Source organism: Microbacterium sp. AISO3 (genome assembly GCF_002204305.1).
Taxonomy (GTDB): Bacteria; Actinomycetota; Actinomycetes; order Actinomycetales; family Microbacteriaceae; genus Microbacterium; species Microbacterium arborescens.
Map to the genome: position 1 here is coordinate 85,842 of NZ_NHRF01000231.1, position 26,424 is coordinate 112,265.

Annotated in this window: 26 protein-coding genes and 2 tRNA genes; 15 read left to right on the forward strand and 13 right to left on the reverse strand. The window is 67.6% G+C overall.

The features are described 5' to 3' along the window. Nucleotides 1–7: 7 nt before the first annotated feature. From CBF90_RS17495 to trxA, 4 genes are all read left to right on the forward strand, one after another. Nucleotides 8–2,143 (forward strand): DUF6049 family protein, encoded by a 2,136-nt coding sequence (locus CBF90_RS17495; protein ID WP_088379742.1) that lies wholly within the window; start codon nucleotides 8–10, stop codon nucleotides 2,141–2,143. After that, entirely contained in the window at nucleotides 2,140–3,735 is a 1,596-nt protein-coding gene (gene murJ, locus CBF90_RS17500; RefSeq protein ID WP_088379741.1) for a murein biosynthesis integral membrane protein MurJ, read from the forward strand. Before CBF90_RS17495 ends, murJ begins: the two co-directional genes overlap by 4 nt. A 104-nt stretch (nucleotides 3,736–3,839) precedes the next feature. Then, nucleotides 3,840–4,853 carry a thioredoxin-disulfide reductase gene (trxB, locus tag CBF90_RS17505; protein WP_064955292.1) on the forward strand — a complete coding sequence of 338 codons (1,014 nt, stop codon included), beginning with the start codon at nucleotides 3,840–3,842 and terminating at the stop codon, nucleotides 4,851–4,853. A 60-nt stretch (nucleotides 4,854–4,913) separates the two neighbouring features. Then, on the forward strand, nucleotides 4,914–5,237 hold the full coding sequence (gene trxA / locus CBF90_RS17510) for a thioredoxin (RefSeq protein WP_023953450.1): 324 nt from the start codon (nucleotides 4,914–4,916) through the stop codon (nucleotides 5,235–5,237). A gap of 78 nt (nucleotides 5,238–5,315) precedes the next feature. Here trxA and CBF90_RS17515 read toward each other — a convergent pair whose 3' ends face one another. From CBF90_RS17515 to rpmH, 9 genes are all read right to left on the reverse strand, one after another. Continuing rightward, a complete protein-coding gene (locus CBF90_RS17515) occupies nucleotides 5,316–5,654 on the reverse strand; it encodes a hypothetical protein (protein WP_023953449.1) in 339 nt (112 codons plus the stop codon). Between the two features lie 34 nt (nucleotides 5,655–5,688). Further along, complete coding sequence (locus CBF90_RS17520) at nucleotides 5,689–6,672, reverse strand: ParB/RepB/Spo0J family partition protein (RefSeq protein WP_071918842.1); 984 nt, start codon at nucleotides 6,670–6,672, stop codon at nucleotides 5,689–5,691. Then, nucleotides 6,672–7,601: a ParA family protein gene (locus CBF90_RS17525; RefSeq protein ID WP_023953447.1), complete on the reverse strand. Its 930-nt coding sequence runs from the start codon at nucleotides 7,599–7,601 to the stop codon at nucleotides 6,672–6,674. The genes CBF90_RS17520 and CBF90_RS17525 overlap by 1 nt, the downstream gene beginning before the upstream one ends. Before the next feature lie 147 nt (nucleotides 7,602–7,748). Further along, on the reverse strand, nucleotides 7,749–8,396 hold the full coding sequence (gene rsmG, locus CBF90_RS17530) for a 16S rRNA (guanine(527)-N(7))-methyltransferase RsmG (RefSeq protein ID WP_088379740.1): 648 nt from the start codon (nucleotides 8,394–8,396) through the stop codon (nucleotides 7,749–7,751). After that, complete coding sequence (locus CBF90_RS17535) at nucleotides 8,389–8,895, reverse strand: R3H domain-containing nucleic acid-binding protein (RefSeq protein WP_023953444.1); 507 nt, start codon at nucleotides 8,893–8,895, stop codon at nucleotides 8,389–8,391. The genes rsmG and CBF90_RS17535 overlap by 8 nt, the downstream gene beginning before the upstream one ends. A gap of 45 nt (nucleotides 8,896–8,940) precedes the next feature. Then, complete coding sequence (yidC, locus tag CBF90_RS17540) at nucleotides 8,941–10,029, reverse strand: membrane protein insertase YidC (protein ID WP_036305434.1); 1,089 nt, start codon at nucleotides 10,027–10,029, stop codon at nucleotides 8,941–8,943. A gap of 7 nt (nucleotides 10,030–10,036) precedes the next feature. Then, the gene (gene yidD / locus CBF90_RS17545; protein WP_023953440.1) at nucleotides 10,037–10,393 is read right to left on the reverse strand and encodes a membrane protein insertion efficiency factor YidD; all 357 of its coding nucleotides are present in this window, start codon (nucleotides 10,391–10,393) and stop codon (nucleotides 10,037–10,039) included. Beyond that, a complete protein-coding gene (rnpA, locus tag CBF90_RS17550; RefSeq protein WP_023953438.1) occupies nucleotides 10,390–10,728 on the reverse strand; it encodes a ribonuclease P protein component in 339 nt (112 codons plus the stop codon). Before rnpA ends, yidD begins: the two co-directional genes overlap by 4 nt. 13 nt (nucleotides 10,729–10,741) lie before the next feature. After that, nucleotides 10,742–10,879: a 50S ribosomal protein L34 gene (gene rpmH / locus CBF90_RS17555; RefSeq protein ID WP_036304730.1), complete on the reverse strand. Its 138-nt coding sequence runs from the start codon at nucleotides 10,877–10,879 to the stop codon at nucleotides 10,742–10,744. 342 nt (nucleotides 10,880–11,221) lie between these two features. On the opposite strand from rpmH, the gene dnaA reads away from it, so the two are divergent. The 9 genes from dnaA to CBF90_RS17600 all read left to right on the forward strand — a co-directional run bounded on the left by dnaA (nucleotide 11,222) and on the right by CBF90_RS17600 (nucleotide 21,251). Continuing rightward, nucleotides 11,222–12,601 (forward strand): chromosomal replication initiator protein DnaA, encoded by a 1,380-nt coding sequence (gene dnaA, locus CBF90_RS17560; RefSeq protein ID WP_023953434.1) that lies wholly within the window; start codon nucleotides 11,222–11,224, stop codon nucleotides 12,599–12,601. Nucleotides 12,602–12,994: 393 nt separating this feature from the next. Further along, nucleotides 12,995–14,134: a DNA polymerase III subunit beta gene (gene dnaN / locus CBF90_RS17565; RefSeq protein ID WP_023953432.1), complete on the forward strand. Its 1,140-nt coding sequence runs from the start codon at nucleotides 12,995–12,997 to the stop codon at nucleotides 14,132–14,134. 58 nt (nucleotides 14,135–14,192) lie between these two features. Then, nucleotides 14,193–15,359 carry a DNA replication/repair protein RecF gene (gene recF, locus CBF90_RS17570; RefSeq protein WP_023953431.1) on the forward strand — a complete coding sequence of 389 codons (1,167 nt, stop codon included), beginning with the start codon at nucleotides 14,193–14,195 and terminating at the stop codon, nucleotides 15,357–15,359. Further along, nucleotides 15,346–15,834 carry a DUF721 domain-containing protein gene (locus CBF90_RS17575; protein ID WP_023953430.1) on the forward strand — a complete coding sequence of 163 codons (489 nt, stop codon included), beginning with the start codon at nucleotides 15,346–15,348 and terminating at the stop codon, nucleotides 15,832–15,834. The genes recF and CBF90_RS17575 overlap by 14 nt, the downstream gene beginning before the upstream one ends. Nucleotides 15,835–15,957: 123 nt before the next feature. Further along, nucleotides 15,958–18,015 carry a DNA topoisomerase (ATP-hydrolyzing) subunit B gene (gene gyrB, locus CBF90_RS17580; protein ID WP_023953429.1) on the forward strand — a complete coding sequence of 686 codons (2,058 nt, stop codon included), beginning with the start codon at nucleotides 15,958–15,960 and terminating at the stop codon, nucleotides 18,013–18,015. Nucleotides 18,016–18,048: 33 nt separating this feature from the next. After that, entirely contained in the window at nucleotides 18,049–20,628 is a 2,580-nt protein-coding gene (gyrA, locus tag CBF90_RS17585) for a DNA gyrase subunit A (protein WP_023953428.1), read from the forward strand. After that, the gene (locus CBF90_RS17590) at nucleotides 20,625–21,029 is read left to right on the forward strand and encodes a DUF3566 domain-containing protein (protein WP_023953427.1); all 405 of its coding nucleotides are present in this window, start codon (nucleotides 20,625–20,627) and stop codon (nucleotides 21,027–21,029) included. Before gyrA ends, CBF90_RS17590 begins: the two co-directional genes overlap by 4 nt. A gap of 61 nt (nucleotides 21,030–21,090) precedes the next feature. Next, nucleotides 21,091–21,164: transfer RNA gene (locus CBF90_RS17595), tRNA-Ile, on the forward strand. 14 nt (nucleotides 21,165–21,178) lie between these two features. Then, nucleotides 21,179–21,251: transfer RNA gene (locus CBF90_RS17600), tRNA-Ala, on the forward strand. A gap of 64 nt (nucleotides 21,252–21,315) precedes the next feature. On the opposite strand, the gene CBF90_RS17605 is transcribed toward CBF90_RS17600, so the two are convergent. Both CBF90_RS17605 and CBF90_RS17610 read right to left on the reverse strand, forming a co-directional pair. Continuing rightward, entirely contained in the window at nucleotides 21,316–22,428 is a 1,113-nt protein-coding gene (locus tag CBF90_RS17605; RefSeq protein WP_242435563.1) for a S1 family peptidase, read from the reverse strand. Nucleotides 22,429–22,559: 131 nt separating this feature from the next. Further along, entirely contained in the window at nucleotides 22,560–23,195 is a 636-nt protein-coding gene (locus CBF90_RS17610) for a TetR/AcrR family transcriptional regulator (protein ID WP_197690550.1), read from the reverse strand. A 65-nt stretch (nucleotides 23,196–23,260) separates the two neighbouring features. Between CBF90_RS17610 and CBF90_RS17615 the strand changes: the two genes are divergently transcribed. Then, nucleotides 23,261–24,721 carry an MFS transporter gene (locus CBF90_RS17615; protein ID WP_088379738.1) on the forward strand — a complete coding sequence of 487 codons (1,461 nt, stop codon included), beginning with the start codon at nucleotides 23,261–23,263 and terminating at the stop codon, nucleotides 24,719–24,721. Here the strand turns inward: CBF90_RS17615 and CBF90_RS17620 are convergent. Both CBF90_RS17620 and CBF90_RS17625 read right to left on the reverse strand, forming a co-directional pair. After that, on the reverse strand, nucleotides 24,699–25,184 hold the full coding sequence (locus CBF90_RS17620; protein WP_023953421.1) for an aminoacyl-tRNA deacylase: 486 nt from the start codon (nucleotides 25,182–25,184) through the stop codon (nucleotides 24,699–24,701). The genes CBF90_RS17615 and CBF90_RS17620 overlap by 23 nt on opposite strands. A gap of 5 nt (nucleotides 25,185–25,189) precedes the next feature. Then, nucleotides 25,190–25,768, reverse strand: a complete 579-nt coding sequence (locus tag CBF90_RS17625) for a hypothetical protein (protein WP_023953420.1) — start codon at nucleotides 25,766–25,768, stop codon at nucleotides 25,190–25,192. A gap of 92 nt (nucleotides 25,769–25,860) precedes the next feature. On the opposite strand from CBF90_RS17625, the gene CBF90_RS17630 reads away from it, so the two are divergent. Next, nucleotides 25,861–26,418 (forward strand): peptidylprolyl isomerase, encoded by a 558-nt coding sequence (locus CBF90_RS17630; RefSeq protein ID WP_036304728.1) that lies wholly within the window; start codon nucleotides 25,861–25,863, stop codon nucleotides 26,416–26,418. Nucleotides 26,419–26,424 lie beyond the last annotated feature (6 nt).

The window sequence follows — 26,424 nt, forward strand, 5'->3', positions numbered from 1 at the left end:
AACCGCCATGACCGACATTTCCCCTGCCACCGCCCGCGCCCGTCGCGGCCGTCGCGGTGCCCGCGTGCTGAGCTGGCTCGCGGCCGCAGCGATCGTCGTGGCACCGCTGGCGTCTCCCGCGTCCGCTCTCGCCGAGACGTCGCCGAGCTCCAGCTCGACGCCGGACGTCAGCCCGACGCCGGGGACCCCGGGGATCGCCTCGCTCATCGCCGCGCCGGCCAACGGCGGAACCGTCGCGACCGGCACCGACGCGCTCATCTCGGTGGATCAGCGGAACGGGTCGCCGCGCCCCCTTCCCGCCGGCACCGTCTCGGTCTCGCTGTCACGGTCAGCCCTGGCGTCGCAGCAGGCGGTCGTCGACTGGCTCCGCCCCGGCGACGACGCGGAAGAGGCGCTTCCGGTCTTCGAGGAGGTCGCGCGCGCCGATGTCGCCGAGCTCGCGGCAGGTGACGAACGCGCCACGAACGTGTCGATCTCCGCGACGGAGAAGGACCTCGTCGGCCTCGCCCCCGGGGTCTACCCGGTCGCCGTGTCCGGTCCGGGTGGTTCATCGCGGACGGTCATCACGGTGCCCCGTACCGACGCCCCGCCGCGCTCGACCACCGTCATCGTCCCGATCACCGCGGGAGCCCGCACCTCGGGACTGCTCACGGCGACGGAGCTCACGGAGCTCACGGCCGAGAACGGAGCCCTCAGCGCGACGCTCAACGCTGTCACGGGCACCCCGGCGGTGCTCGCGGTCGACCCCGCGATCGTCGCCTCGATCCGCGTCCTGGGCTCGAGCGCACCGGCCACCGCCACGGGCTGGCTCGCGAGCCTCATGGCTCTGCCCAATGAGCGCTTCGCCCTGCAGTTCGGCGACGCCGACCTCGCGACGCAGGTGCACGCCGGTCTGATGGCGCCGCTCGAGCCCACGACCCTCGCCCCGTACGCCGATCCGGCGAACTTCAGCGCCGCCGGTTCCACCACTGCCGAGGGCGTACCCGATCTGCGGCAGCTGCTGGCCGTGGGCACGGCGGCGAACACCGTCCGCGACATCTTCTGGCCCGCCGGCGGCACCGCGGGACCCGACGTCGTCGCGGCCATCGACGCGCAGGCCGGGGCGGACGCCGATGCGCTCACCCTCGTCCCGTCCGACACCGTCTCCGGCGGTGACGGCGGCGTCCGCGCCGCCACGGGCGACGCGGATCTCCTCGTGTACGACGACCTGGTCTCCGCCGAGCTCGCACGCGTTGCGGCCGCCTCCGACGACGCGCCGGTCCGCAGCGCGGAACTCGCCGCCGCCACGGCGCAGGTCGCCCTGAGCGGCGAGGGCCCCCTCGTCGCAACGATCGATCGTCCCGCGACGACCTCGCGCGCCGGTGTGAGGACGGCCATCACCGCGATCACGGGCGCTGCGGGCGCCGCGCCGACGTCGCTGCAGGATCTGCGTGCCGCCGCGCCCGGGCAGGTCGCCGTCGCCGACATCCCCGCCGATGCCGACCGCGTCGCGGCCCTGCAGCGTTTCCTCGCCGACGAAGAGCGCCTGGCGACCTTCGCGACCGCCCTGGTCGAACCCACCCAGCTGACGGCACGCGAACGCACCGCCATCCTGCAGCTGATCGGCGACGCGTGGCTGACCGAGCCGACCGCGTGGGCAGCTGCCGTCGCGCAGCACGAGGAGAACACCGAGAGCACGCTGGATGCCGTCGGCATCGCGAACCCCGGCACCATCAACTTCCTCGCCACGAGCGCCCCGATTCCCGTCACGGTCCGCAACGACCTGCCCTGGCCGGTCTCCCTCGTGCTGTTCGCCGAGACCGGGGACCCCCGCCTGATCGTGCAGAAGGCGACGGTCGTCGAAGCGGGCGCGCAGCAGAACACGCGTGTCGACGTGCCGGTCGAGGCACGCGTCGGAAGCGGCGAGACGACACTCAGCCTGCAGCTGCGGAGCACCTCGGCAGTGCCGATCGGCGCACCCGAGGCCATCGGCCTCACGGTGCGCGCGGAGTGGGAGTCGGTCGGGATCACAGCGATCATCGTGATCGTCGTCGTCCTCATCGCGGGCGGCGTGATCCGAACGATTCTGAAGCTGCGGCGTCGGCGGAGCGAGACCGCCTCCGAACAGAACGACATCCCCGAACAGCAGGAGAGCATCGAGTGAGCGGAATCGGCCGGGCAGGAGCGGTCGTCGCCGCGGGAACACTCGTCTCCCGGGTCACGGGCCTCGTGCGCAACATCGTGCTCGCGGCGGCACTGGGTACCGTGGGCGCCGGCGCGGCGGACGCCTTCACGCTCGCCACGCAGCTGCCCAACAACATCTATGCGATCATCTCCTCCGGCCTCCTGGCCGGCGTGATCGTCCCCCAGATCATCCAGGCGGCCAAGCACCGCGACGGCGGCAGTGCCTTCGTGTCCAAGCTGCTGACCCTCGGGGTGATCGCCTTGGCGGTGACGACGGCGCTGGCGGTCATCGCCGCCCCGTTGCTCGTGGTCGCGTACGGCGACAAACTCGCGCCCGAGACGCAGGCGCTGGCGCTGGCATTCGCCTACTGGTGTCTCCCCCAGCTGCTCTTCTACGGCTTGTACGCGCTGCTCGGCGAGATCCTGAACGCCCGTCGGGTCTTCGGGCCGTTCGCGTGGTCACCGATCATCAACAACGTCGTCTCGATCGTGGGCTTCCTGGTGTTCATCTGGATGTTCGGCGTCCGTGAGGATGCCGCGGGCTGGACCCCGACGATGGTCGCGATCATGGGTGGCACCGCGACGCTCGGCATCGTGTTCCAGGCCCTCGTCCTGCTGCTCTTCTGGCGTCGTGCCGGACTGCGCGTTCGGCCGGACTTCCAGTGGCGCGGCATCGGACTCCGGCACATAGGACGATTGGCCGGATGGACGTTCCTCATGGTCGTCGTCGGTCAGATCGCGGGGCTCATCCAGACCAACATCGTCGGCTCGGCGTCATCGAGCGGTCCGTCGATCGCCGTCCTGTCATACGCCTGGCTCGTCTTCATGCTCCCCTTCTCGGTGATCGTGCTGTCGATCGGCACGCCATACTTCACGCGCCTCAGCGAACACGTCTCCGCGAACCGGCCTGACGCACTGCGGGCCGACCTGGATTCGGCGACCCGCACCATCGGGATCTTCATGGTCGGTGCCCTCGCGGCAATCGTGGCCGCGATCGTTCCGATCTCCCGCGTCTTCACGAAGACCCCGGATGCCGCCCAGGCGTTCGCCTGGGTGCTCGCGGCGTACCTGGTGGCCCTCCTGCCCCTGTCGTTCCAGTTCGTGCTCCAGCGGACGTTCTACGCCCACCAGGACACCCGCACCCCGTTCTTCTTCACCCTCGCCCAAGCGGTGCTCGTCGTCGTCACCGCCCTCATCGCCGCCGCGATGCTGCCCCTCGAGCACCTCGCTGTCGGCATCGCCCTCGGTCAGTCGCTCGCGAACGTCGTGCAGCTCGCTCTCGCCGTCATCCTGCTGCGACGCAAGATCGGCCCACTCGGCCTCGGCGGAGCCGTCCGCGCGGTCGTCCGCTTCATCGTCGCCGGCATCCCGGCCGCCGCCGTCGGCTGGCTCGTCTTCGCCCTTCTCGGCGGCAGTGCGGGCTGGGTCACCGGCGGCTACCTCGGAGCCCTGTTCGGCGGCGCCGTCATCGGCCTGGCGACCCTCGCCGTCTACGTCATCCTCCTCGCGCTCCTCCGCGCGCCGGAGCTCGGCACAGCCGTTCGCACGGTGCGCCGCATCCTCGGCCGCTGACACCTCTCCCTCACGGCCGCCGGGGAATGCCCCGCGGCTACCATGGGTTGGACGTGTCGGGGTATCCGCGACGCGGATTCCAGACCCCAGAAAGGGATGTCGACGTGCGACAGGTCATCATCATCGGATCCGGCCCGGCCGGCTACACGGCTGCGATCTACGCGGCACGCGCGAACCTGAAGCCGCTGCTGATCGCGAGCTCGGTCGAAGCGGGCGGCGAGCTGATGAACACCACCGAGGTCGAGAACTTCCCCGGCTTCCCCGAGGGCATCATGGGGCCCGACCTCATGACCAAGATGCAGGAGCAGGCCGAGAAGTTCGGCACCGAGGTCCTCTACGACGACGTCGTCGAGCTCGACATCGACGGCCCCGTCAAGAAGGTCACCCTCGGCAGCGGCGCCACCCACGAGGCCGACAGTCTCGTCTTCGCGACCGGTTCGGCCCCGCGCAAGATCGGCATCGAGGGCGAGAGCCGCCTCTCCGGACGCGGGGTGTCGTACTGCGCCACCTGCGACGGCTTCTTCTTCCGCGAGCGCACGATCGCCGTCGTCGGCGGTGGCGACTCGGCCATGGAGGAGGCGACCTTCCTGACGAAGTTCGCCTCGAAGGTGTATGTCATCCACCGCCGGGACGAGCTGCGCGCCTCGAAGATCATGCAGAACCGCGCGATGAACAACGACAAGATCGAGTTCATCTGGAACAGCGAGGTCGCCGACATTCTGGGTGAGGATGCCGTCACGGGCGTCGTCCTCCGCGACACGGTCGACGGCTCGACCCGCGAGCTCGCGCTCGACGGCATCTTCGTCGCCATCGGGTACGACCCGCGCACGCACCTCGTGCACGGTTCGCTCGACCTGACCGAGCACGGCACCGTGTGGGTCGACGGTCGTTCGTCGCGCACGTCGGTCCCCGGTGTCTTCGCGGCCGGCGACGTCATCGACCCGACCTACCGTCAGGCGGTCACCGCTGCCGGAAGCGGCACGGTCGCAGCCCTCGACGTCGAGCACTACCTCGCCGCCCTGGGTGAGGCATCCGAGCCCGCCGCTGACAGCTCGCCGCTGCGCGGCCGCCCCGACGAAGGACTCGAGTCGCTCGTCGCCGAGACCGAGACGGCCTGACGGAACAATTCCCACGCCCGCGTCGTTGACGTAGGCGACACCCTTTCGAAGGAGATCACCATGACCGCCAAGGCCACGACCGAGAGCACCTGGCAGCAGGACGTCCTCGACGCCGATGGACCCGTCCTCGTCGACTTCTGGGCCGCGTGGTGCGGTCCCTGCCGCATGGTCGGACCCATCCTCGACGAGATCGCTACCGAGCACCCCGAGAAGATCACCGTGCTCAAGCTGAACGTCGACGAGAACCCCAACCTTGCCATGCAGTACCAGATCACCTCCATCCCCGCGATGAAGGTCTTCAACAAGGGCGAGGTCGAGAAGACGATCATCGGTGCCAAGCCGAAGTTCGCTCTCGAGCAGGACCTCGCTTCGTACATCGGCTGACATCCAGACGAAACAAGCCCCGGTCAGATCATTGATCTGACCGGGGCTTTTTCTATCAGCGCAAGTTCGCTGTGCGGCTCAGGATGCGTCGGCTGTCGTCGCAGCATCCCACCGGCGGTGCGGTTCGCTGCCGAGCAGACGCCACACGGCACGGGTCAACTCGGGGTGATCCATCGCGATCTGTCGCAGCACGCGGTAGTTGCGAGCCGCGCTGGGACGCCCACCGCCGTAGGCGGCGATGTTCTCGGCCCGCAGCATGAGGACGACGAGCTCGTCGACCGACGGCAGCTCCTCCATGAACTCCCACGGGTCTTCACCCGCACGAAGACGCTCCTCGACGAGCACCGACAACTCGTCGGCGGCCTCAGCGCGCAGCAGCTCGACGCTGGCTCGCTTGGGGTTCTGCTCGTCGTTCACCGAACAAGCCTACGTCGCGCCACCGACACCGGCGTCAGCGTGCGCCGTACGCGTTCTCGCCCAGCTCCGCGAGGATCCGGTTCAGGTCCTGGATCGTCGCGAAGTCGACGACGATCTGGCCCTTCCGCGCACCGAGCGAGATCTTCACCTTGGTGTCGAGACGATCGCCGAGGCGTCCCGCCACTTCGTCGAGGTGCGCCCGAACTCCCCCCGCCTTGGGGGTGGGGCGTCGGGTGCCGGCTGCCTCGATGGTCTTGGCGGCGGCCTCGGCGGCCCGAACCGAGAGGTCTTCGTTGACGATCTTGTCCGCCAGGCGCTGCATCGCATCGGCGCCGTCGACAGAGAGGATCGCGCGGGCGTGACCCGCACTGAGAACACCCGCCGCGACACGTTGCTGAACCGGCACCGGCAGCCGCAGCAGGCGAATGGTGTTGCTGATCTGCGGGCGCGACCGTCCGATCCGGGTCGCGAGCTCCTCCTGCGTGATCCCGAAGTCCTCGAGCAGCTGCTGGTACGCGGATGCCTCTTCCAGCGGGTTCAGCTGGGAGCGGTGCAGGTTCTCGAGCAGCGCGTCGCGGAGGAGATTCTCGTCCGACGTGTCGCGCAGGACGGCCGGGATCGCCGTCAGACCGGCCTCGCGAGCGGCGCGGGTGCGGCGCTCACCCATGATCAGCTCGTACTTGCCGTCCTCGTTCGTGCGGACGACGACCGGCTGGAGGACGCCGAACTCTCGCACACTGTGGACCAGTTCGGCGAGGTCGTCACTGTCGAAGTGGGTGCGCGGCTGCCGCGGGTTGGGCACGATCTCGTTCGGATCGACCTGGATGAGGGCGGTTCCGGGGATCGAGACGAGCTCGGGAGCATCGTCTTTCGCCGCGTCAGGGGATGCCGGGGGCTCGACGGTGGTCGTCGCACCCTTGGCACCGGGGAAGAAGACGTCGACGGGGCGCGCCTCCGTCGCCTCCGACGTGGGGATGAGTGCGCCGATTCCTCGGCCCAATCCGGTGCGCTTGGCCATCAGGCTTCTCCCTTGTTTCCTCGTGCTGCGGCAGTCGCTCGCTGAGCGATCTCGACGGCTGCCTCGCGATACGCCACCGCGCCGGCCGACTGCCCATCGTAAGCGATCACGGTCTGACCGAAGCTCGGTGCTTCCGAGACACGCACCGATCGCGGGATCACCGTACGAAGCACCTCCTTCGGGAAGTGCGAGCGCACCTCCTCCGCCACCTGCTGCGCCAGACGCGTGCGCCCGTCGTACATCGTCAGGAGGATCGTCGAGAGGTGAAGCCGGCTGTTCAGATGCTTCTGAATCATCGAGACACTGCCGAGGAGCTGGCTCAGGCCTTCCAGCGCGTAGTACTCGCACTGGATCGGGATCAGCAGTTCGTGCGCGGCGGTGAAAGCGTTGATAGTCAGAAGCCCGAGAGAAGGCGGGCAGTCGATGATGACGAAGTCGATGCGCTCCTCGGTAGACGCGAGATAGTCCTCGACGGCCGTGCGGAGGCGATGCTCCCGCGCAACCTGCGAGACCAGTTCGATCTCGGCGCCGGCCAGATGGATCGTGCTCGGCGCGCAGAGGAGATTGGGTGACTCCGGACTCACCTGGACGATGTCCGACAGGGGGAACTGATCGATCAACACGTCATACACGCTGGGGATATCGGCACTGTGCGGGACCCCGAGTGCCGTCGAAGCATTCCCCTGGGGATCGAGATCGATAACGAGGACGCGAGCGCCGAGCGAAGCGAGAGAAGCCGAGAGATTGACTGCCGTCGTCGTCTTGCCCACGCCACCCTTCTGATTCGACACGGTGATGACACGCGTATCGCCGGAAAAATCGATCGATACGGCATCCAACGCGCGCCGGCGCGACGACAGATCGGCCAGTTCACGCGCCAGGGGAGAATCGAACGTCAGCGACGCGCGGCCCGATTCCGGTTCTGCCATTCGTTCAACTCCTCAGTTCCTGATCTCACTCTACGGATGCCCTGCGACGTTTCACGTGAAACGGGGCGGCGACGTTTCAGGTGAAACGCGGGTGGTGATGTTTCACGTGAAACGTGGGAGGGTCTGGCCGACGTTTCACGTGAAACATCACCTCACGGTCGCGCGAATGACGCGCGTGGGTTCCGTGAGTACCGACTCCCCCACGGTCTCGACGCGAACATCCTGGAGCCGGAACCGACGAATCGCCTTCTCGGCGGCAGCAATCTCCGCCTCGGCATTGGCACCCTTCAACAGGATGAGCTCGCCACCGTCACGCACAAGCGGAGCGGTGATCGGAACGAGCGTGCGCAGCGCACTGACCGCGCGCGCGGTCACAGCGTCCAGGGCGCCGGCGTCGCTCCATTCCTCGGCTCGCGTGCGAACGATCTCAACGTTCTTCAGTCCGAGGGCGGAAACCTGCTCCGTAAGCCACGCGACGCGACGCTCCATGGTCTCGATGAGAACCCATTCGACGTCCGGTCTTGCGATGGCCAGGACGAGGCCCGGAAGACCGGCGCCCGAGCCGACATCTCCGACGCGTCCGCTGAAGAGGGGCGCTGCGGCCGCGCAGTTCAGAACGTGCCGCGTCCAAAGTCGCGGGAGCTCGAGTGGACCGATGAGCCCGCGTTCCTCACCGTGCTCCGCAAGAGATGCGGTGTAGCGCCGCGCGAGGTCGGCGTGCGACCCGAAGAGCACCTCGACCGCAGCGGTGGGCTCTTGCTCGATCACGGGTGTTTCACGTGAAACGTCAGCCATGACGGATGACGGTGTGGCGATCCGCGCCCTCGCCGTACGACTCGGAGACGACCCCACGCTCGGAGGCGATGTCGTGCACCAGCTTGCGCTCGTAGCTCGACATCGCGGGCAGCGACGCCTGCGATGCGCCATCGTTGAGACGCTCGACCGCACGGTCGACCAGACGCTCGAGTTCGCGCCGGCGGGCGTCGCGCGACCCTCCGATATCGAGGATGAGGCGCGAGAAGCGTCCTGTCTTCGTCTGAACGGCGATCCGAGTCAGCTCCTGCACCGCTTGCACGACATCCGGATCCGACAGCACGCGGAGCGAGTTCGGGTCGTCGGCTTCCACCGACACGTAGGCACGGCCGGCTCGCACATCGAGATCGAGGTCACCATCGATGTCGGCGATGTCGAGCAGACCCTCGAGGTAGTCAGCAGCGATGTCGCCTTCGCGCTCGAGCTCTTCGACCGTGGCGTCGGGGCGTTCGGTCGTCGGGGACTCGGTGGGGTTCGTCATGATTCCTCGCGTGGTTGGATCTGTGCGATGCGGATGCCGGCAGGGTCAGCCCTGCGAGCCGTCCTTGTTCGACTGCTTCTTCGCGCGCTGCTTGCTCAGCGGCTGCTGACGCTTCGGCTGAGCCGCGCGGGCACGCTCGGCCTCTTCGAGGAGCCGCTGCTGCTCGGCTTCGTACTTCTCCATCGACACGACGCGGCCCTTGGAATCGAGGGCCTTGCCCTTGCGCGCGAGCCGCTCCTCGCGGGCCTTCGCCGCCTCCGAACCGGGGGTCGGAAGGTTGCGGATGACGATGAACTGCTGGGCCATGGTCCAGATGTTCGAGGTGAACCAGTACATGACGACGCCGAGCGGGAAGAAGACGCCCGAGAAGATGAACGCCAGCGGAAGGACGTAGAGCATGATCTTCTGCATCTGGTACGCCTGACCGGTCTTGGCCTCGGGCGACAGGTTCTTCGAGATGATCTGCAGCTGGGTGATGAACTGCGACGCGATCATCAGCACGACCAGGATCACGAGGATCGTCACGGTGGCCGTCTGCCCGAGGTTGATCGCCTCGATCATGTTCGTGTGAAGCGGCGCCACATCGAACAGCTGCGCATCGTAGAACTGCTTCGTCAGGTCGACGTTGAGCAGACCCACGCCGCCCACGCCCCACTCCGCGTGCTTCTTGACGTCGCTGAGCGTGTAGAACATGCCCAGGAGGATGGGCATCTGCACGAGGAGCGGCAGACAGCTCGACACCGGCGTCGTTCCGTGCTTCTTGTACAGCGCCATCGTCTCGCGGCTCATGGCCTCTCGAGACAGCTGGTCGCGCTTGCCGCGGTACTTCTCCTGGATCTTGCGCATCTCGGGCGCGAGCTCCATCATCTTCCGCTGGCTCTTGATCTGCCGCACGAACAGCGGGATCAGCGCCGAGCGCACGACGATGACCAGGCCGATGATCGACATGACCCAGGTGGCGCCTGCCGCGGCCGGCATCCCGAGAGCCGTCAGGACCCAGTGCCAGAACACCAGGATCGCCTCGACCAGGAACTTGAACGGCCACATGATCGTGCTGAAGAAGTCAGCACCGCCGGGAGGAGGAGTCGTCGGGGTCGGCACGACGGGAGTCGGCGTGGCGAGGAAGAGATCCAGCACGGGATCAGTCCTTTCTCGGCGGCACGACGAAGCCGTGCCTGGTCAGGGTGTGGCGGAAGTCCCGGTGGGTGGGAACGTCGTCGACGCCCCCCGCTGCCCACGGGTGGCATCGGGCGAGCCGAGCGGCGGCGAGGGCGGAGCCCTTCGCGAGACCGTGCTGCTGCACGGCTCCCACCGCATACGCGGAACAGCTCGGGTAGTACTTGCAGACGTCGCCGTACAGCGGCGATACGACGGACCGGTATGCGTGGAGCAGCGCGATCCCCGCGTTGCGAGGAGCGAGGGGGATGGCGCGGAGAACGGATGCCGCGGTCAGGTGTCCATCGCCGACGGAGGCCGTCGGGAGCGTCGACCAGCTCATACCGCCGCACGTCGTCGCAGACACCGCTCCACCTCGTCTCTCAGATCCGCGAAATCCGAGCGCGCCGCAGAGGGGAGCGCTCGGATGACGATGTCGGCGCCCTCGCGGACGTCGGGAAGGGCCTGCGCGCAAACGGCCTTCAGCCGTCGGCGCACTGTATTGCGCACGACGGCTGATCCGACTTGCTTGCTGACGATGAAACCGAAGCGGGGAGCTCGGCTCGCACCGGTGGACACCACGTAGGTCACGGTGTGCGCACCGGCACAGCGAGCACCCCCGCGGACGACGGCCTTGTAATCCGCCCCGCGCGTGATCCGGTTTCCGCGCGCCAGCACAGAAGAGGCTGTGTCAGGCCGACAGCTCGGTGCGGCCCTTGCCGCGGCGAGCCGACAGGATGGCGCGACCGGCGCGGGTGCGCATGCGGGCGCGGAAGCCGTGCTTCTTGGCGCGGCGGCGGTTGTTGGGCTGGAACGTGCGCTTGCTCATAGGGATCACTCCGGATCGGCGGTCACCGGAACGCTTCAGACCGGGGACACGGGGGTACAGGACTGCCCTCGCGGGCATAAGTCAACCGACTAAGGGTACGTCGCGTTCTCCTGTAACTCAAACCGGAGCGATGGGAACCCGCAATTATCCACCGCTGTGCACAGGCCCTGGCGGCGACACGCGGGCCGGAACTACAGTGGATTTGGCGCTCCCGACACCGCATGACTAGCGTGTCACGGGCAGTTATCCACAGCTATCCCCAGTTTGGCGCGTAGCTGTGTGGACAAGCATCGATCATCCGCGGGGGAACTCTTGGCTCAGCACGATCTCCCGGACGTCCCGGTGTGGAACGCGGTCCTCGACCTGCTCGCCGACGATGACCGGGTGACCCCCCAGATGCAGGGGTTCCTGAGTCTCGCCGTCGCACAGGGTGTCATGGGAGGAACGCTCTACCTCGACGTTCCGAACGACCTCACCGCCGCTCAGCTCAACAAGCGACTGCGTCAGCCCATCATGGAGGCCCTCGCGCACGTGCACGTCGAGCCGGGCGCCTCGAGCTACCGCGTCGTCGTGAATCCCGAGCTCGCCGACGCCCACCTGACGGCCCCGATCCCGGTCCAGTCCGCGGCCGCGCCCGCGCCGCTGCGGCCGGCCGGCGAAGAGTACGTCGAGGCCCCCGTCTCGACCTCCCGCCACGACACCCGGCTCAACCCGAAGTACACGTTCGACAACTTCGTCATCGGCCAGTCCAACCGCTTCGCCCACGCGGCCGCCGTCGCCGTCGCCGAGGCTCCGGCCAAGGCGTACAACCCGCTGTTCATCTACGGCGACTCGGGGCTCGGCAAGACGCACCTGCTCCACGCGATCGGCGACTACGCGCTCAACCTGTACACCGGCATCCGCGTGCGGTACGTCTCGAGCGAAGAGTTCACCAACGACTTCATCAACTCGATCGCCAACAACCGCGGATCGGCCTTCCAGGCGCGCTACCGCGAGGTCGACATCCTGCTCATTGACGACATCCAGTTCCTGCAGGGTCGCGCCGAGACCCAGGAAGCATTCTTCCACACCTTCAACACGCTCCACGACCACGACAAGCAGGTCGTGATCACGAGCGACGTGCCCCCTCGCCACCTGACCGGCTTCGAAGACCGCATGCGCAGCCGCTTCGAGTGGGGCCTGATCACCGATGTCCAGGCGCCCGACCTCGAGACCCGTATCGCGATCCTGCGGAAGAAGGCGCAGTCCGAGCGTCTCCTCGTCCCCGACGACGTCCTGGAATACATCGCCACGAAGGTCTCGTCGAACATCCGCGAGCTCGAGGGCGCCCTCATCCGGGTGTCGGCGTTCGCGAGCCTCAACCGCTCGAACCTCGACATCTCCCTCGCGCAGACCGTGCTGCGCGACATCGTGGATCAGGATGACGCGAACGTCATCTCCCCCACCGACATCATCAACGCGACCGCGCAGTACTTCCGCCTTTCCGTCGACGACCTCTACGGCTCGAGCCGATCGCAGGCCGTGGCGACCGCCCGGCAGATCGCGATGTACCTCTGCCGCGAGCGCACGAGCCTGTCGCTGCCGAAGATCGGTCAGCTCTTCGGCAACCGCGACCACACGACCGTGATGTACGCCTACAAGAAGATCAGCGAGCTCATGAAGGAGCGCCGCTCGATATACAACCAGGTCTCCGAGATCACCTCGCAGCTCGGCCGTCGCTGAGCTCAGCTTGACAGGGGTCGCACGACGGCCCATCATGCGGTTCTGCACAGTGTGGAAAACCTGTGGATAACTTCGATTCGTCGTCGAAGAGTTGTGAACGAATCACACATCTCCTGTGGATCGCCGCTCGAGCCGCATCCGTCGGCGCTCGACGTCATCCCACGCTCATCCGCAGCCGGCTCACAAGTTACAAACGTGTGGTTCCCCTCTCTCGACTGGGATCGAGCGAGTTGTCCACAGTTTCCACAGCGGAGATGAAGAAGACAGTTACATCTAGAGATTTTGCGATTCGATCACCTCGACGGCGGTGAGGCCGGTCGCAACGGTGCTTCAGGAACCGCTCGGGATGGGCACTAGCATGGGAGAGCTTTCATCCACGACAAGGGAGCGCCAGTGAAGTTCCAGGTCAATCGCGACGTCTTCAGCGAGGCTGTGTCGTTCGTCGTGAAGCTCCTCCCCCAGCGCAACCCGCAGCCGATCCTCGCGGGTGTGCTCATCGAAGCCACCGACACCGGTCTCTCGCTGTCGGCTTTCGACTACGAGGCGTCCGCACGCACGACCATCGAGGCCACGGTCGACGAACCCGGCACGATCCTCGTGCACGGCCGTCTGCTGTCGGAGATCGCCAGCCGTCTGCCGAACGCGCCGATCCAGATCGCCGTCGACGACGACGGGATCCTGCTCACATGCGGCTCGGCGCGCTTCACGCTCGCGTCGATGCCGGTGCAGGAATATCCCGCGATCCCCGAGGTCTCGGGCGAATCCGGTGTCGTGCCCGCCGAGGACTTCGCCACGGCGATCTCGCAGGTCGCCTTCGCGGCATCGCGCGACGACGTGACTCCCGTTCTGACCGGTGTCCAGCTCGAGGTGACCGGAACGCAGCTCAGCCTCGTCGCCACCGACCGCTACCGCGTCGCGCTCCGCGACATCCCGTTCGACAGCGGGATCGTCGCCGACGAGAACACGACCACGGCTCTCGTCCCGGCGCGCACCCTGACCGAGGTGGGCAAGACGTTCGCCCACTCGGGTGACATCACCGTCTCGTTCTCGGGATCGGGAGACCGCGAGATCATCGCCTTCACGGCCGGCAACAAGACGGTCACGTCGCTGCTGATCAAGGGCAACTTCCCGCCGGTTCGGCGCCTGTTCCCCGAGGCGACCGATCACCACGCGGTCGTCAACACGGGTGAGCTCATCGAGGCCGTGCGCCGCGTGGCCCTGGTGCTCGATCGCTCCGCTCCGCTGCGTTTCACGTTCGGTGCCGACGGGGTATCGATGGATGCATCCGGTACCGAGCAGGCGCGCGCGACCGAATCGGTCGACGCGACGCTGACCGGCGAGGAGGTCGTGATCGGCCTCAACCCGCAGTACCTGCTCGAGGCGCTCGCGGCGGTCAAGAGCGAGTTCACGCGTGTCACGTTCACGTCGAGCGAGAACGCGAACAAGCTCAGCCCGATCCTCATCACGCCCCAGACGTCGGGCGGCGTCGAGTCGTTCAAGTACCTCCTGCAGCCCAACCTGCTCCTGCGCTGATCGTCCGGGGCAGGGCCCACCGCGGTGGGCTGTCGGAGACGCGAACTAGGGTGATCTGATGATCGTGGAGCAGTTGAGCCTGGTGGACTTCCGCAACTACGCGGCCGCCGAGCTCTCTCTCGCTCCCGGGGCGAACGTGTTCGTCGGCCGTAACGGTCAGGGCAAGACCAACCTCGCCGAGGCGATCGGGTATTTCGCGACGCTCGGTTCGCACCGGGTCTCGCAGGACGCGCCGATGGTGCGCGACGGCGCGGATGCCGCCTTCGTCCGGGCCCGGCTCGCCCACGGACAGCGTCGGGTGCAGCTCGAAGCGCAGCTCAATCGCGCCGGGTCGAACAAGGCCCGCGTCAACGGATCACCGGTGCGCACCGCTGAGCTCCCCCGATACGCGCAGGTCGTGCTCTTCGCGCCCGAAGACCTGCAGATCGTCCGAGGCGATCCCTCGGCTCGTCGTCGCTTCGCCGATCAGCTCCTCATCCAGCGCGCACCGCGTCTGGCGGGTGTGCTCGCCGACTACGACCGGGTCCTGAAACAGCGCAACGCACTGCTGAAGTCGGCCCGCGCGCGCGGCATCCGGGGCGACGGCCTCTCGACGCTCGAGGTGTGGGACGACAAGCTCGTCACCCTCGGCACCGACGTCATCCGCGCCCGCCTGCGGCTGGCGGCCGAACTCACCGGCCCCGTCGCTCGCGCCTACGCCGCCATCGCCGGTGCCGATCACCGCCCCCAGCTGCAGTGGGCACTGTCGGTGGGCGGCGCCGACCCGGAAGAGGACGACTCCCCCGCCGAATCCGGTGTCGCCGACGCCGCGGCGATCGAGCAGCTCTTCCGTGCCGCCCTCGCCGATCGTCGCAGCACCGAGCTCGAGCGCGGCATCACGCTCGTCGGCCCGCATCGCGACGATCTGATCCTGCGCATCCGCGATCTGCCGGTGAAGGGCTACGCGTCACACGGCGAATCGTGGTCCGTCGCGCTGTCGCTGCGGCTCGCATCGGCCGAGCTGCTGCGCGCCGAGTCCACGCTGGGTGATCCGATCGTCATCCTCGACGACGTCTTCGCCGAGCTCGACGCCGATCGTCGCTCGCGGCTGGCGGGCATCGTGGCCGACTACGAGCAGGTCATCGTCACGGCGGCGGTCGCCGAAGACGTTCCCCTCGGTCTGCGGGCCCGCACCGTCCGGGTCGAGGCGGGCACGCTGCATGAGGATTCCGATGCTGCCGTCTGACGAGGCTCCCGAGACCATCTCCACCTATCTCCGCCTCCGCGGGCTCGAACCGTCGGGGCGGTGGAAGAAACGCAGGCGGCAGCGGACCGACGACGACGAGAACCAGCCCTTCACCTCCGGGCGCGATCCGAAGGGGCTCGGTGACGTGATCGCCGACCTCACTCGTCAGGCCGGATGGGACGCGCAGCTCTCGCGCGAAGACCTCGTGCTGCGGTGGGCGGAGGTCGCCGGCGAGGAGACCGCGCGGCACGCCTCGCCGGTTGCGCTCTCCGACGGCGTTCTGACCGTGCAGTGCGACTCGACGGCGTGGGCGAAGAACCTTCACCTCATGCGGACCGTCATCACGACGCAGCTCGTGAAAGCGTTCCCACAGTCGGGCGTGCAGTCGGTGCGTTTCGTAGGCCCGGACGTCCCCTCCTGGAAATGGGGCCCCAGAGCCGTTCCAGGCCGTGGCCCTCGCGATACCTACGGTTGAGCCACGTCCCCAGTCGTCGAATCCGACTTTCGTTCGCCATACGGGCGCTGAGCGCCGCGTGAGAGCGCCTGAAAGGGTAGACTGGACGGGACTGACCGAACCGATGTGGAGCGCTCGAAACCTATGACGTCTCAGAATCCCGACAGCGTTCCCGAAGACCCCGAAACCCCCGACGCGGCCGAGGCGACCTCGGCCAAGGTCCCGAACGAGTACGGCGCTGACGCGATCCAGGTGCTCGAGGGCCTCGAGGCGGTCCGGAAGCGTCCGGGAATGTACATCGGATCCACCGGTGAGCGTGGCCTGCACCACCTCGTCTACGAGATCGTCGACAACGCCGTCGATGAGGCGCTGGCCGGCTACTGCGACACGATCCACGTGACGATCCTCGAAGACGGTGGTCTTCGCGTCGTCGACAACGGCCGCGGCATCCCGGTCGATCCGCACGCCTCCGACCCGACGAAGTCGACCGTCGAGGTCGTGCTGACCGTGCTGCACGCCGGTGGAAAGTTCGGCGGCGGCGGGTACGCCGTCTCCGGTGGGCTCCACGGCGTCGGATCGTCGGTCGTCAACGCGCTTTCGACGCGCTTCGAGGTCGAGATCAAGCGTCAGGGCTCGGTGTGGCGTCAGACCTTCGCCGACGGCGGCAAGCCGCAGGCTCCCCTCGCCAAGGGCGAGGACAGCGAAGAGACCGGAACGACGGTCACCTTCTGGCCCGACGGTGACATCTTCGAGACGATCGCCTTCGACTACGACACGCTTCGCACGCGCTTCCAGCAGACGGCGTTCCTGAACAAGGGGCTGCGCATCACGCTGACCGACGAGCGCCCCGAGGCGGCCGTCGTCGTCGACCTCGAGGAAGGCGGATCCGAGTCGCAGCAGCGTCACGACGACTTCCACTACGAGCGGGGCCTCGTCGACTACGTCGAGTACCTCAACAAGCTGCGCAAGAGCGAGGTCGTCAACGACGAGATCATCGAGATCGAGTCCGAGGACACGGTGCGTCACATCTCGCTCGAGCTCGCGATGCAGTGGACCACGAGCTACACCGAGAACGTGTTCACCTTTGCGAACACGATCAACACCCACGAGGGCGGCACGCACGAAGAGGGTTTCCGGGCCGCGCTGACCACGCGCGTCAACGCCTACGCCCGCGAGAAGGGCCTGCTCAAGGAGAAGGACGACAACCTCACGGGTGACGACATCCGCGAGGGTCTGACCGCCGTCATCTCCGTCAAGCTCTCCGAGCCGCAGTTCGAGGGCCAGACCAAGACGAAGCTCGGCAACACCGAGGCGAAGGCATTCGTCCAGAAGATCGTCGGCGACCAGCTCACCGACTGGCTCGACCGGAACCCCGCTCAGGCCAAGCGCGTCATCATGAAGGCCGTGGATGCCGCGACCGCGCGCCTCGCGGCTCGCAAGGCGCGTGAGACCGCCCGCCGCAAGAGCGTCTTCGAGTCGGCGTCGATGCCCGACAAGCTCAAGGACTGCACGAGCAAGGACCCGTCGATCTCCGAGATCTTCCTCGTCGAGGGCGACTCGGCCGGCGGTTCGGCCGTGCGCGGCCGCGATCCCGAGACCCAGGCGATCCTCTCGCTCCGCGGCAAGGTGCTCAACGTCGAGAAGGCGCGGCTCGACCGCGCCCTCGGCAACAACGAGATCCAGGCGATCATCTCGGCGTTCGGCACCGGCATCGGCGAGGACTTCGCCGTCGAGAAGGCGCGCTATCACAAGATCGTGCTGATGGCCGATGCCGACGTCGACGGGCAGCACATCACGACGCTGCTCCTGACGCTCCTGTTCCGTTACATGCGCGGGCTCATCGAAGCGGGCTACGTCTACCTCGCGATGCCGCCGCTGTACCGGCTCAAGTGGACCAACGCCGATCACGAGTACGTGTTCAGCGACAAGGAGCGCGACGCGCTCCTGGCCGACGGGCTCGCCAACGGCAAGCGCATCCCGAAGGAGTCGGGCATCCAGCGCTACAAGGGTCTCGGCGAGATGAACCCGAAGGAGCTGTGGGAGACCACGATGGACCACAGCACGCGCACCCTGCGCCAGGTGACGATCGACGACGCGGCTGCCGCCGACGAGATCTTCTCGGTGCTCATGGGCGAGGACGTCGAGTCCCGCCGCACCTTCATCCAGCGCAACGCCAAGGACGTCCGCTTCCTCGACATCTGATCGAGCCGAGCGACATCGAGAAACTGAGAACGTATGTCTGACGAAGAACGTCCCGACCTCACTCCTGCCCACAACCACGGCAACATCGACCAGGTCGACCTCCAGGTCGAGATGCAGCGGAGCTACCTCGACTACGCGATGAGCGTCATCGTGGGACGAGCGCTCCCCCGCGTCGAGGACGGCCTCAAGCCCGTGCACCGACGTGTCATCTACGGCATGTACGACGGCGGATACCGCCCCGACAAGAGCTACTCGAAGTGCGCCCGCGTCGTCGGCGAGGTCATGGGTCAGTACCACCCGCACGGCGACAGCGCGATCTACGACGCGCTCGTCCGCCTCGTGCAGCCGTGGTCGCTGCGCTACCCGCTTGCAGACGGGCAGGGCAACTTCGGGTCGCCGGGCAACCAGGGCGCCGCGGCCCCCCGGTACACCGAGACCAAGATGGCGGCTCTCGCCATGGAGATGGTCCGCGACATCGACGAGGACACCGTCGACTTCGAGGACAACTACGACGGCAAGACGCAGGAGCCTGTCGTCCTGCCCTCGCGCTTCCCGAACCTGCTCGTCAACGGTTCGGTCGGTATCGCCGTCGGCATGGCCACGAACATCCCGCCCCACAACCTGCGCGAGGTCGCCGAGGGCGCGCTGTGGTCGCTCGAGAACCCGGACGCGTCGCGTGAGGAGCTCCTCGAAGCGCTGATGTCGCGGATCCACGGTCCCGACTTCCCCACCGGGGCACAGATCCTCGGCACGAAGGGGATCCGCGAGGCGTACCGGACCGGTCGAGGCTCGATCACGATGCGCGCCGTCATCGAGGTCGAAGAGATCCAGGGTCGCACGTGCCTCGTGATCACCGAGCTGCCGTACCAGGTGAACCCCGACAACGTCGCGCTGAAGATCCGCGACCTCGCGCGTGACGGGAAGATCACCGGCATCGCCGACATCCGCGACGAGACCAGCGACCGCACGGGCCAGCGTCTCGTGGTCGTGCTCAAGCGCGACGCCGTCGCGAAGGTCGTGCTCAACAACCTGTACAAGCACACGCAGCTGCAGGAGAACTTCGGCGCCAACATGCTGGCGATCGTCGACGGCGTGCCCCGCACCCTCCCGCTCGACGGCTTCATCTCCCACTGGATCACCCACCAGATCGAGGTCATCGTCCGTCGCACGCGCTACCGCCTCAACGAGGCCGAGAAGCGCATGCACATCCTGCGCGGATACCTCAAGGCGCTCGACGCACTCGACGAGGTCATCGCGCTCATCCGCCGCTCCCCCACGGTCGAGGAGGCGCGAGAGGGACTGAAGACCCTTCTCGACATCGACGACCTGCAGGCCGACGCGATCCTGTCGATGCAGCTGCGCCGCCTCGCCGCGCTCGAGCGTCAGAAGATCATCGACGAGGCGACCGAGCTCGAGCTGAAGATCGCCGACCTCAACGACATCCTCGCCACCCCCGCACGCCAGCGCTCGATCATCGGCGAGGAGCTGACCGCGATCGTCGACAAGTACGGCGACGAGCGGCGCACGCACATCCTCCACGGGTTCGACGGCGACATGTCGATGGAAGACCTCATCCCCGAAGAGGAGATGGTGGTCACGGTGACACGTGACGGCTACATCAAGCGCACGCGGAGCGACAACTACCGTTCGCAGCACCGCGGCGGCAAGGGCGTCAAGGGTGCCCAGCTGCGCGCGGATGACGTCGTCGAGCACTTCTTCGTCACGACGACGCACCACTGGCTGCTGTTCTTCACGACGAAGGGCCGCGTCTATCGCACCAAGGCGTACGAGCTTCCCGAGGCCGGTCGCGATGCGAAGGGCCAGCATGTCGCGAACCTCCTCGCCCTCCAGCCCGGTGAGGAGATCGCGCAGATCCTCGACATCCGCGACTACGCCGCTGCGCAGTACCTGGTGCTCGCGACCCGTGACGGCAAGGTCAAGAAGACCGCGCTGACCGAGTACGACACCAACCGCCAGGGCGGTGTCATCGCGATCCGCCTGCGCGGTCAGGACGACGAGACCGGCGGCGACGAGCTCGTCAGCGCTCTGCTCGTCGACGAAGGCGACGACATCCTGCTCATCACACGCAAGGGGATGTCGCTGCGCTTCGCGGCCACTGACGACGCGCTGCGTCCGATGGGCCGATCGACCGAGGGTGTGAAGGGCATCTCGTTCCGCGAGGACGACAGCCTGCTGTCGGCATCGGTCGTGCGCGACGAGGGCTACGTGTTCGTCGTCACCGACGGTGGCTATGCCAAGCGCACCTCGGTCGACCAGTACCGCACCCAGAGCCGAGGCGGCCTGGGCATCAAGGTGGCCAAGCTGAACGACGATCGAGGCGTGCTGGCGGGCGGTCTCATCGTGTCGGAGACCGACGAGGTCCTCGTGGTTCTTGCCAGCGGCAAGGTGGTACGCTCCTCCGTGGCCGAGGTCCCGGCCAAGGGTCGCGACACCATGGGCGTCGTCTTCGCCCGGTTCGGTGACGACGACCGCATCCTCGCCATCGCCCGGAACGGCGAGCGTGGACTGACCGAAGACGCGGCATCCGAGGATGCCACCGCCCCGGATGCACCCCCGTCCGCGGATACCGAAGAGAGTGGTTCTGACGCATGAGCACGGTCGCCGACAAACTCGCCAAGAAATCCACGAGCAAGACCAGCGCCAAGCAGGTCCGCCTGCGCCTCGTCTACGTCGATTTCTGGTCTGCCGTGAAGCTGTCGTTCCTGGCGGCCGTGGCCCTGGCGATCGTCACGGTCGTCGCGACCTTCCTCGTCTTCATGGTGCTCAGCACCACCGGTCTCATCGACCGGGTGGACGAGCTCTTCGTGGCGTTCTCGAACGGCGACTTCTCGATCAAGCAGTTCCTGAACCTGCCGCAGGTCATGGCGTTCGCGGCGGTCGTGGCCATCCTCAACCTCATCGTCATCACCGTGCTCGGCGCTGTCGTCGCGGGCATCTACAACGTGATGGTCAAGGTCACCGGCGGCCTGCTCGTCGGCTTCACCTCCAATTAGTAGATTCCCGGATCATCGGGTAAAGTCTTGGAGGTTGCCGGCGCGTGAAGCGCGTCGGTACGGGGCTATAGCTCAGGCGGTTAGAGCGCTTCACTGATAATGAAGAGGTCCCAGGTTCAAGTCCTGGTAGCCCCACCCCGAACCCCCTCGGGGCCTTAGCTCAGCTGGTAGAGCGCCTGCTTTGCAAGCAGGATGTCAGGAGTTCGAATCTCCTAGGCTCCACAGATAAGACGCCGGGTATCCGTTCCAACGGATACCCGGCGTCACTGTTTCGCCGGCGCGTACGTCAGCGCGTGAGCAGCCTCAGACCGTACGCCTGCAGGATCTCGTTCACCGGCTGGAAGTACGTCGTGCCGCCGGTGCTGCAGTTGCCCGATCCACCGGAGGTGACGCCCTGCGCCTGGTTCCCGGCGAGCAGCGAACCGCCGGAGTCTCCGCGCTCGGCGCAGACCGACGTGCGGATGAGGCCCGAGACGATGCCCTCCGCGTAGCGGACGCTGCTGTTGTAGGCCTGCACCTGACCGCAGTGCCAGCCGGTCGTGGATCCGGAGCGGCATACGGTCGCGCCGACGGCTGCGGGCGTCGATCCGGCGACGGCGACGGCGCCGCCCGCGTAGTCGGAGACGGTCGCGACGGGGGTGTGCGACGGCGTCGCGACCCAGGCGTAGTCATCGCCCGGGAAGCTCGAGCCGCGGAACGTCCCGTAGTTCGTCGACGCCCCCGCCCGGCCGCAGTGGCCGGCGGTCACGAACCCGCCCTCGACGGCGAAGCCGACCGAGCAGCGCGAGGTGCCGTTGATCGTGTAGGCGATCCCGCCCTGGATGGTCGCGAACGTCTCGGGCGCCTCGGCCGTGGTCTCCACGCGCACCGCGTCCGCGGGGGCTCCGATCTGCGACGCGACCTCGGATGCCGCCGCATCCCCGAGAGTCTCGACGACCACCTGATTGGTGGTCACGTCGATCCACCACGACGTCACGTCGCCGACGGGTCCGCCTTCTGACAGGCGGGCGGAGATCGCTTCGAGATCGTCGATCGAGTATGTGACCTCGACGGGGACGGCGCCCGCATTCTCGGCTGCCTGCCGCGCGTCAGCGGTCGTCACCGCCGTATAGACGGTGCGGGTCGACTCGTCGAGCCACGAGCCCGCATACGCGGCCCCCGTCTCATCGGCGAGTGTGGCGGTCGTTGCGTTCGCGGTGTCCTGAAACGCGAGGACGTCGAGGGCGCCGGCGGTGTCCGTGCCGAGTTCTTCTGCCATCGCGGAGAGCAGGCCAGGATCGACGCCGCCAGAACCATCGTCGGGCCCGGGTGTCTGAGCCGACGCCGGAGCCGTCATGATGCTCGTGAATGCCAGGCTCAGGGCGGCGATGCCCAGAGCCGAACGGGTCGTTGATTTCACGGGATGTCCTTCCATCGGGGGGAATGAATGGTGGGTACCCACTGGCATCAAAGCATCCTGAGAGCGTTTTGCGAAGGGCCTGCTCGGAAACTTGGACGGAATGTAACAACCCGCGCAACAATCGCGGAAAGTCAGGAGTGCGCGTGGTTCTCCGCGCCCGTGCTGAGGGCGATCCCGTCCATGACCACGGCCACCACCTCTTCGGCCAGCGTCGGCGTCACCGGCAGGTGCCCGAACAGCATCCGGTAGTAGACGGGCGCGGCGAGCATGTCGAGGATCAGCGGGATGTCGACATCGGGGCGGATGTCGCCGCGCTCGATGCCTCGTCGCAGCGCCGCTTCGCTGGAGGCGCGGCGGGGATGGAACAGTCGGTCGAAGAACTGCGTCTCGAGCTCCGGGTCGTGCGCGAGGTCCGCTACGAGCGCCGGAAGGACCGAGCGACCCATCTCCGCGTCGAAGGACGGGCTGAGAGAGCCGATTCCCTCGATGAGGTCGCACCGGGTGCATCCCGTGTCGGGTGTCGGTGCCGCGCCCAGCCGGTCCAAGAGCGCGCTGACGATGAGGTGCTGTCGCGATCGCCACCGGCGGCGAAGCGCCGGGGTGTTCGTCCCCGCCCGCGCGGCGACGTCTTCGAGCGTCAGGCCGCTGTAACCGCGCTCGGCGAGAACCTCGAGCGTCGCACGCCGGATCGCCTCGTCGATGCGCGGATCTCGAGGCCGGCCGCGGCTGGGGCGGACGTCGCGAGCATCGGAAGCGGAGGAAGCCACGGTCACACGATAGTCGTTTATATTGTGTTCTGACATTAAACATAAATCGGTCGAGGGGTTCAGAGATGCCGGAACATCGGGGAAGCGCGTCGTCGCCGTCGTCCACTGCGCGGAGCGGGGTCTTCGATGCCCGCCACCGCGGGCTCACCGCGGGCATCCTGCTCTCCGTGGGGATGGTCGCTTTCGAGTCGCTCGGTGTCGCGACCGTGCTGCCCGTGATCGCCCGCGACCTCGACGGGCTCGGCGCCTACGGGTGGGGGCTGTCGGCGCTGATGCTCGCGAACATCGTGGGAACCGTGACCGCGGGCCACATGGCCGATCGGCGGGGAGCGGCGCGTCCGCTGGCGCTCGGCATGCTGGTCTTCCTGACGGGGTGCATGATCGCCGGTGTCTCGGGCTCGTGGTCGCTCTTCCTGCTCGGGCGGGTGGTCCAGGGAATCGGCGTCGGGGCGGTGATGGCTGCGAGCTACACCGCGATCGGGCGCGCATATCCGGAGTCGCTCCGAGCGCAGATGTTCGCGTTGCTGTCGTCGGCGTGGACCATTCCCTCACTCGTCGGGCCGCTCCTGGCGGGGATAGCCGCCGACCTCGTGGGCTGGCGGTGGGTGTTCGTCGCGATGGTCCCGTTGATCATCGCGGCCATGGCGCTCACGCTCCCGCGACTGCGCCGGGTGGCGGACGCCGGCCCGGCTCACGCGCAGAAGACGACCGCCCGTGGAGCGCGGTGGTGGCGTGGGCCCCTCGCCAGCTCGCTCCTGCTCACCCTCGGAACGGCGCTGCTGCTCCAGGCTCTGCTGCTCGCAGACCTCGTGCTGATGGCGGTCGGTGCGATCCTGGGGCTCGGCGTCGCGCTCGTCGCGTTCCGCCGGGTGACGCCGGAGGGAACGCTGTCCGCCCGCGCCGGTCTCGGAGCCGGCGTGATCGTTCGCCTGCTCCTCAGTGGCGCCTACTTCGGCAGCGAGGCGTTCCTCCCGCTCGCGTTCCAGGAACTGCGCGGGCAGACTCCGGCAGCGGCGGGCCTGGCGCTCTCAGCGGGCGCCCTGACCTGGGTGGCCGGTTCGCTGCTCCAGGCCCGGTGGGACCGTCGCCATCACGGGCGCCGTTCGCGCGCGGTTGCCGGGGGAGCGGCTGTTCTCCTCCTCGGCACAGTCGCTATCGCCGTCACCGCTCTGGTGGACGCGGTTCCCGGGTGGTGCGCGATCGGTGGCTGGGCCATCGGGGGACTGGGCATGGGCATCGCCTTCAATGCGTCGACCACGGACACGATGGAACAGGCCCCCGACGGACAGCAGGGCCAGGTCAGCAGTGCGCTGCAACTGGCTCAGACGCTCGCCACCGCTGTCATCGCGGGCGTGGGCGGAGCGATCGTCGCGTCAGCGGCCGGCGCGGCCGAGAGCCTTCACGCAGCGATCGCGACCGTCTTCGCCGTGACCGCCGCGCTCGCTGCACTCGCGCTCGCACTGTCGGGGCGACTGCGATCTGCGGCGGGGCGATCCGACACAGTCAGCGCGAACGCTGCTCGGTGATGTCGGCGACAGTCGCGCCGTAGGCGGCGATGAGAGCATCGGCGTCGACGAACAGGCTGTACCCGTGCGCGCCGGCACCCATCGCGATGCGTCGGCCCGCGATGGACGAATCGGCGAAGACCGGCCAGTCGTGAGTGCTGCCGATGGGCACGATCGTGCCGCGTTCGTAACCCGTGGCCGCCAGGGCGAGCTCAGGCTCGGGCAGGCGCAGCTTGTTGACTCCCACGAGCGCCCGGAGCTTCGGCCAAGAGATCACCCGGTCGCCCGGGACGAGCGCGAACAGGTAGGTGTCGTCGCTGCGCTTGACCACGAGAGTCTTCACGATGTCGTCGGGCTCGAGTCCGAGGAGCGCTGCGGCCTCATCGAGGCTGGAAGCGTCCGGACGCGGTCGCACGACGACATCGAGCCCACGCTCGGCCGCAGCGAGGCGGACCCGAGACGTGGGCTCGATGTCGTCGGTCATCCGATTCAGGCGTCGGGAGCGCGCAGCGGGTCGTCGGCAACCCACAGCTCGTCGTCGGCGCGGAGCGTCTGCCATGCGGCGTAGAGCACGCCGGCGGCGGCAGCGACACCGAGGACCAGGGCGATGACGCCACCGGCGCCACGCTTCTTCTTCGGCTCGGGCAGTGCGGCACGCGACTGGAACTTCTTCGTCGCCTTCTTGCCGTACTTGGCGGCCTTCTTCTTGACCGACGTCAGGTCGAGGTCGACGCCGCGGCCGTGGGCGAGGCGCTCACGCGTGTCGTTCGCGGCATCCCACACCGAGAGGGCGCCGCCCACGACGGCACCAGCGGCGGGGATGAGGGCGCCGTTGTACACCTTGCGGGTGGCGCGGACGCTCTTGTCGACGTACGGCGCCGCGTACTGCTCGTAGGTGTTCTGAACGGCGGGCTTGACGTGCTCGCGGTTGTAGTTGCCCAGCTGGTGGCCGGCGTCGCGTGCGACTTTGGCGGCCTCTCCCATCAGGACCTGCTGCGACTCCCACAGGGTGTTCGCCTGCTTCTGGAGCTTGCGGAGTTGCTTCTTGCGCTTGCGGCTGAGGCTCACGTGGGCCCTCCCTGCATCGTGGGACGTTTTCCCTCATCTTGCCAGAGAGCGCTCCAGCCAGCAGGGCATTGACAGGTGCGAGAATGGCACACATGCCTCAGCACACCGCAGTAGCGACGATCCACACCAACCACGGCGACATCGTCGTCAACCTTTTCGGCGACCAGGCCCCCCGTACGGTGAAGAACTTCATCGGCCTCGCCGACGGTTCGCAGGAGTGGACCGACCCCGCCACGGGCAAGCCCGGCGAGGGCGCGCTCTACACCGACGTCATCTTCCACCGCATCATCCCGAACTTCATGATCCAGGGCGGCGACCCGCTCGGCCAGGGCATCGGCGGCCCCGGCTACAACTTCGACGATGAGATCAGCCCCGAGCTGGACTTCCAGAAGCCCTACATCCTCGCCATGGCCAACGCCGGACTGCGCCGCAACGCGATCACCGGCAAGGCCGAGGGCACGAACGGCTCGCAGTTCTTCATCACCACCGACCCGACCCCCTGGCTGCAGGGCAAGCACACCATCTTCGGCGAGGTCGCGGATGACGCGTCGCGTCAGGTCGTCGACACGATCGCCTCGGTGAAGACCGGCGCGCAGGACCGTCCGGTCGACCCGGTGGTCATCTCGTCGATCGACGTCGTCACGGTCTGAGGCGGT

What these genes read in the sequence shown, in the direction of transcription:
- CBF90_RS17495 (WP_088379742.1), top strand. Translation starts at nt 8, where the DNA reads ATGACCGACATTTCCCCTGCCACCGCCCGCGCCCGTCGCGGCCGTCGC.
- rsmG (WP_088379740.1), bottom strand. Translation starts at nt 8,396, where the DNA reads ATGGCTGACGTTTCACGTGAAACACCCGTGATCGAGCAAGAGCCCACC.
- CBF90_RS17630 (WP_036304728.1), top strand. Translation starts at nt 25,861, where the DNA reads ATGCCTCAGCACACCGCAGTAGCGACGATCCACACCAACCACGGCGAC.
- CBF90_RS17520 (WP_071918842.1), bottom strand. Translation starts at nt 6,672, where the DNA reads ATGGCCAAGCGCACCGGATTGGGCCGAGGAATCGGCGCACTCATCCCC.
- yidD (WP_023953440.1), bottom strand. Translation starts at nt 10,393, where the DNA reads ATGAGCTGGTCGACGCTCCCGACGGCCTCCGTCGGCGATGGACACCTG.
- CBF90_RS17535 (WP_023953444.1), bottom strand. Translation starts at nt 8,895, where the DNA reads ATGACGAACCCCACCGAGTCCCCGACGACCGAACGCCCCGACGCCACG.
- gyrA (WP_023953428.1), top strand. Translation starts at nt 18,049, where the DNA reads ATGTCTGACGAAGAACGTCCCGACCTCACTCCTGCCCACAACCACGGC.
- recF (WP_023953431.1), top strand. Translation starts at nt 14,193, where the DNA reads ATGATCGTGGAGCAGTTGAGCCTGGTGGACTTCCGCAACTACGCGGCC.
- CBF90_RS17615 (WP_088379738.1), top strand. Translation starts at nt 23,261, where the DNA reads ATGCCGGAACATCGGGGAAGCGCGTCGTCGCCGTCGTCCACTGCGCGG.
- gyrB (WP_023953429.1), top strand. Translation starts at nt 15,958, where the DNA reads ATGACGTCTCAGAATCCCGACAGCGTTCCCGAAGACCCCGAAACCCCC.
- CBF90_RS17620 (WP_023953421.1), bottom strand. Translation starts at nt 25,184, where the DNA reads ATGACCGACGACATCGAGCCCACGTCTCGGGTCCGCCTCGCTGCGGCC.
- CBF90_RS17575 (WP_023953430.1), top strand. Translation starts at nt 15,346, where the DNA reads ATGCTGCCGTCTGACGAGGCTCCCGAGACCATCTCCACCTATCTCCGC.
- trxA (WP_023953450.1), top strand. Translation starts at nt 4,914, where the DNA reads ATGACCGCCAAGGCCACGACCGAGAGCACCTGGCAGCAGGACGTCCTC.
- CBF90_RS17525 (WP_023953447.1), bottom strand. Translation starts at nt 7,601, where the DNA reads ATGGCAGAACCGGAATCGGGCCGCGCGTCGCTGACGTTCGATTCTCCC.
- CBF90_RS17590 (WP_023953427.1), top strand. Translation starts at nt 20,625, where the DNA reads ATGAGCACGGTCGCCGACAAACTCGCCAAGAAATCCACGAGCAAGACC.
- rpmH (WP_036304730.1), bottom strand. Translation starts at nt 10,879, where the DNA reads ATGAGCAAGCGCACGTTCCAGCCCAACAACCGCCGCCGCGCCAAGAAG.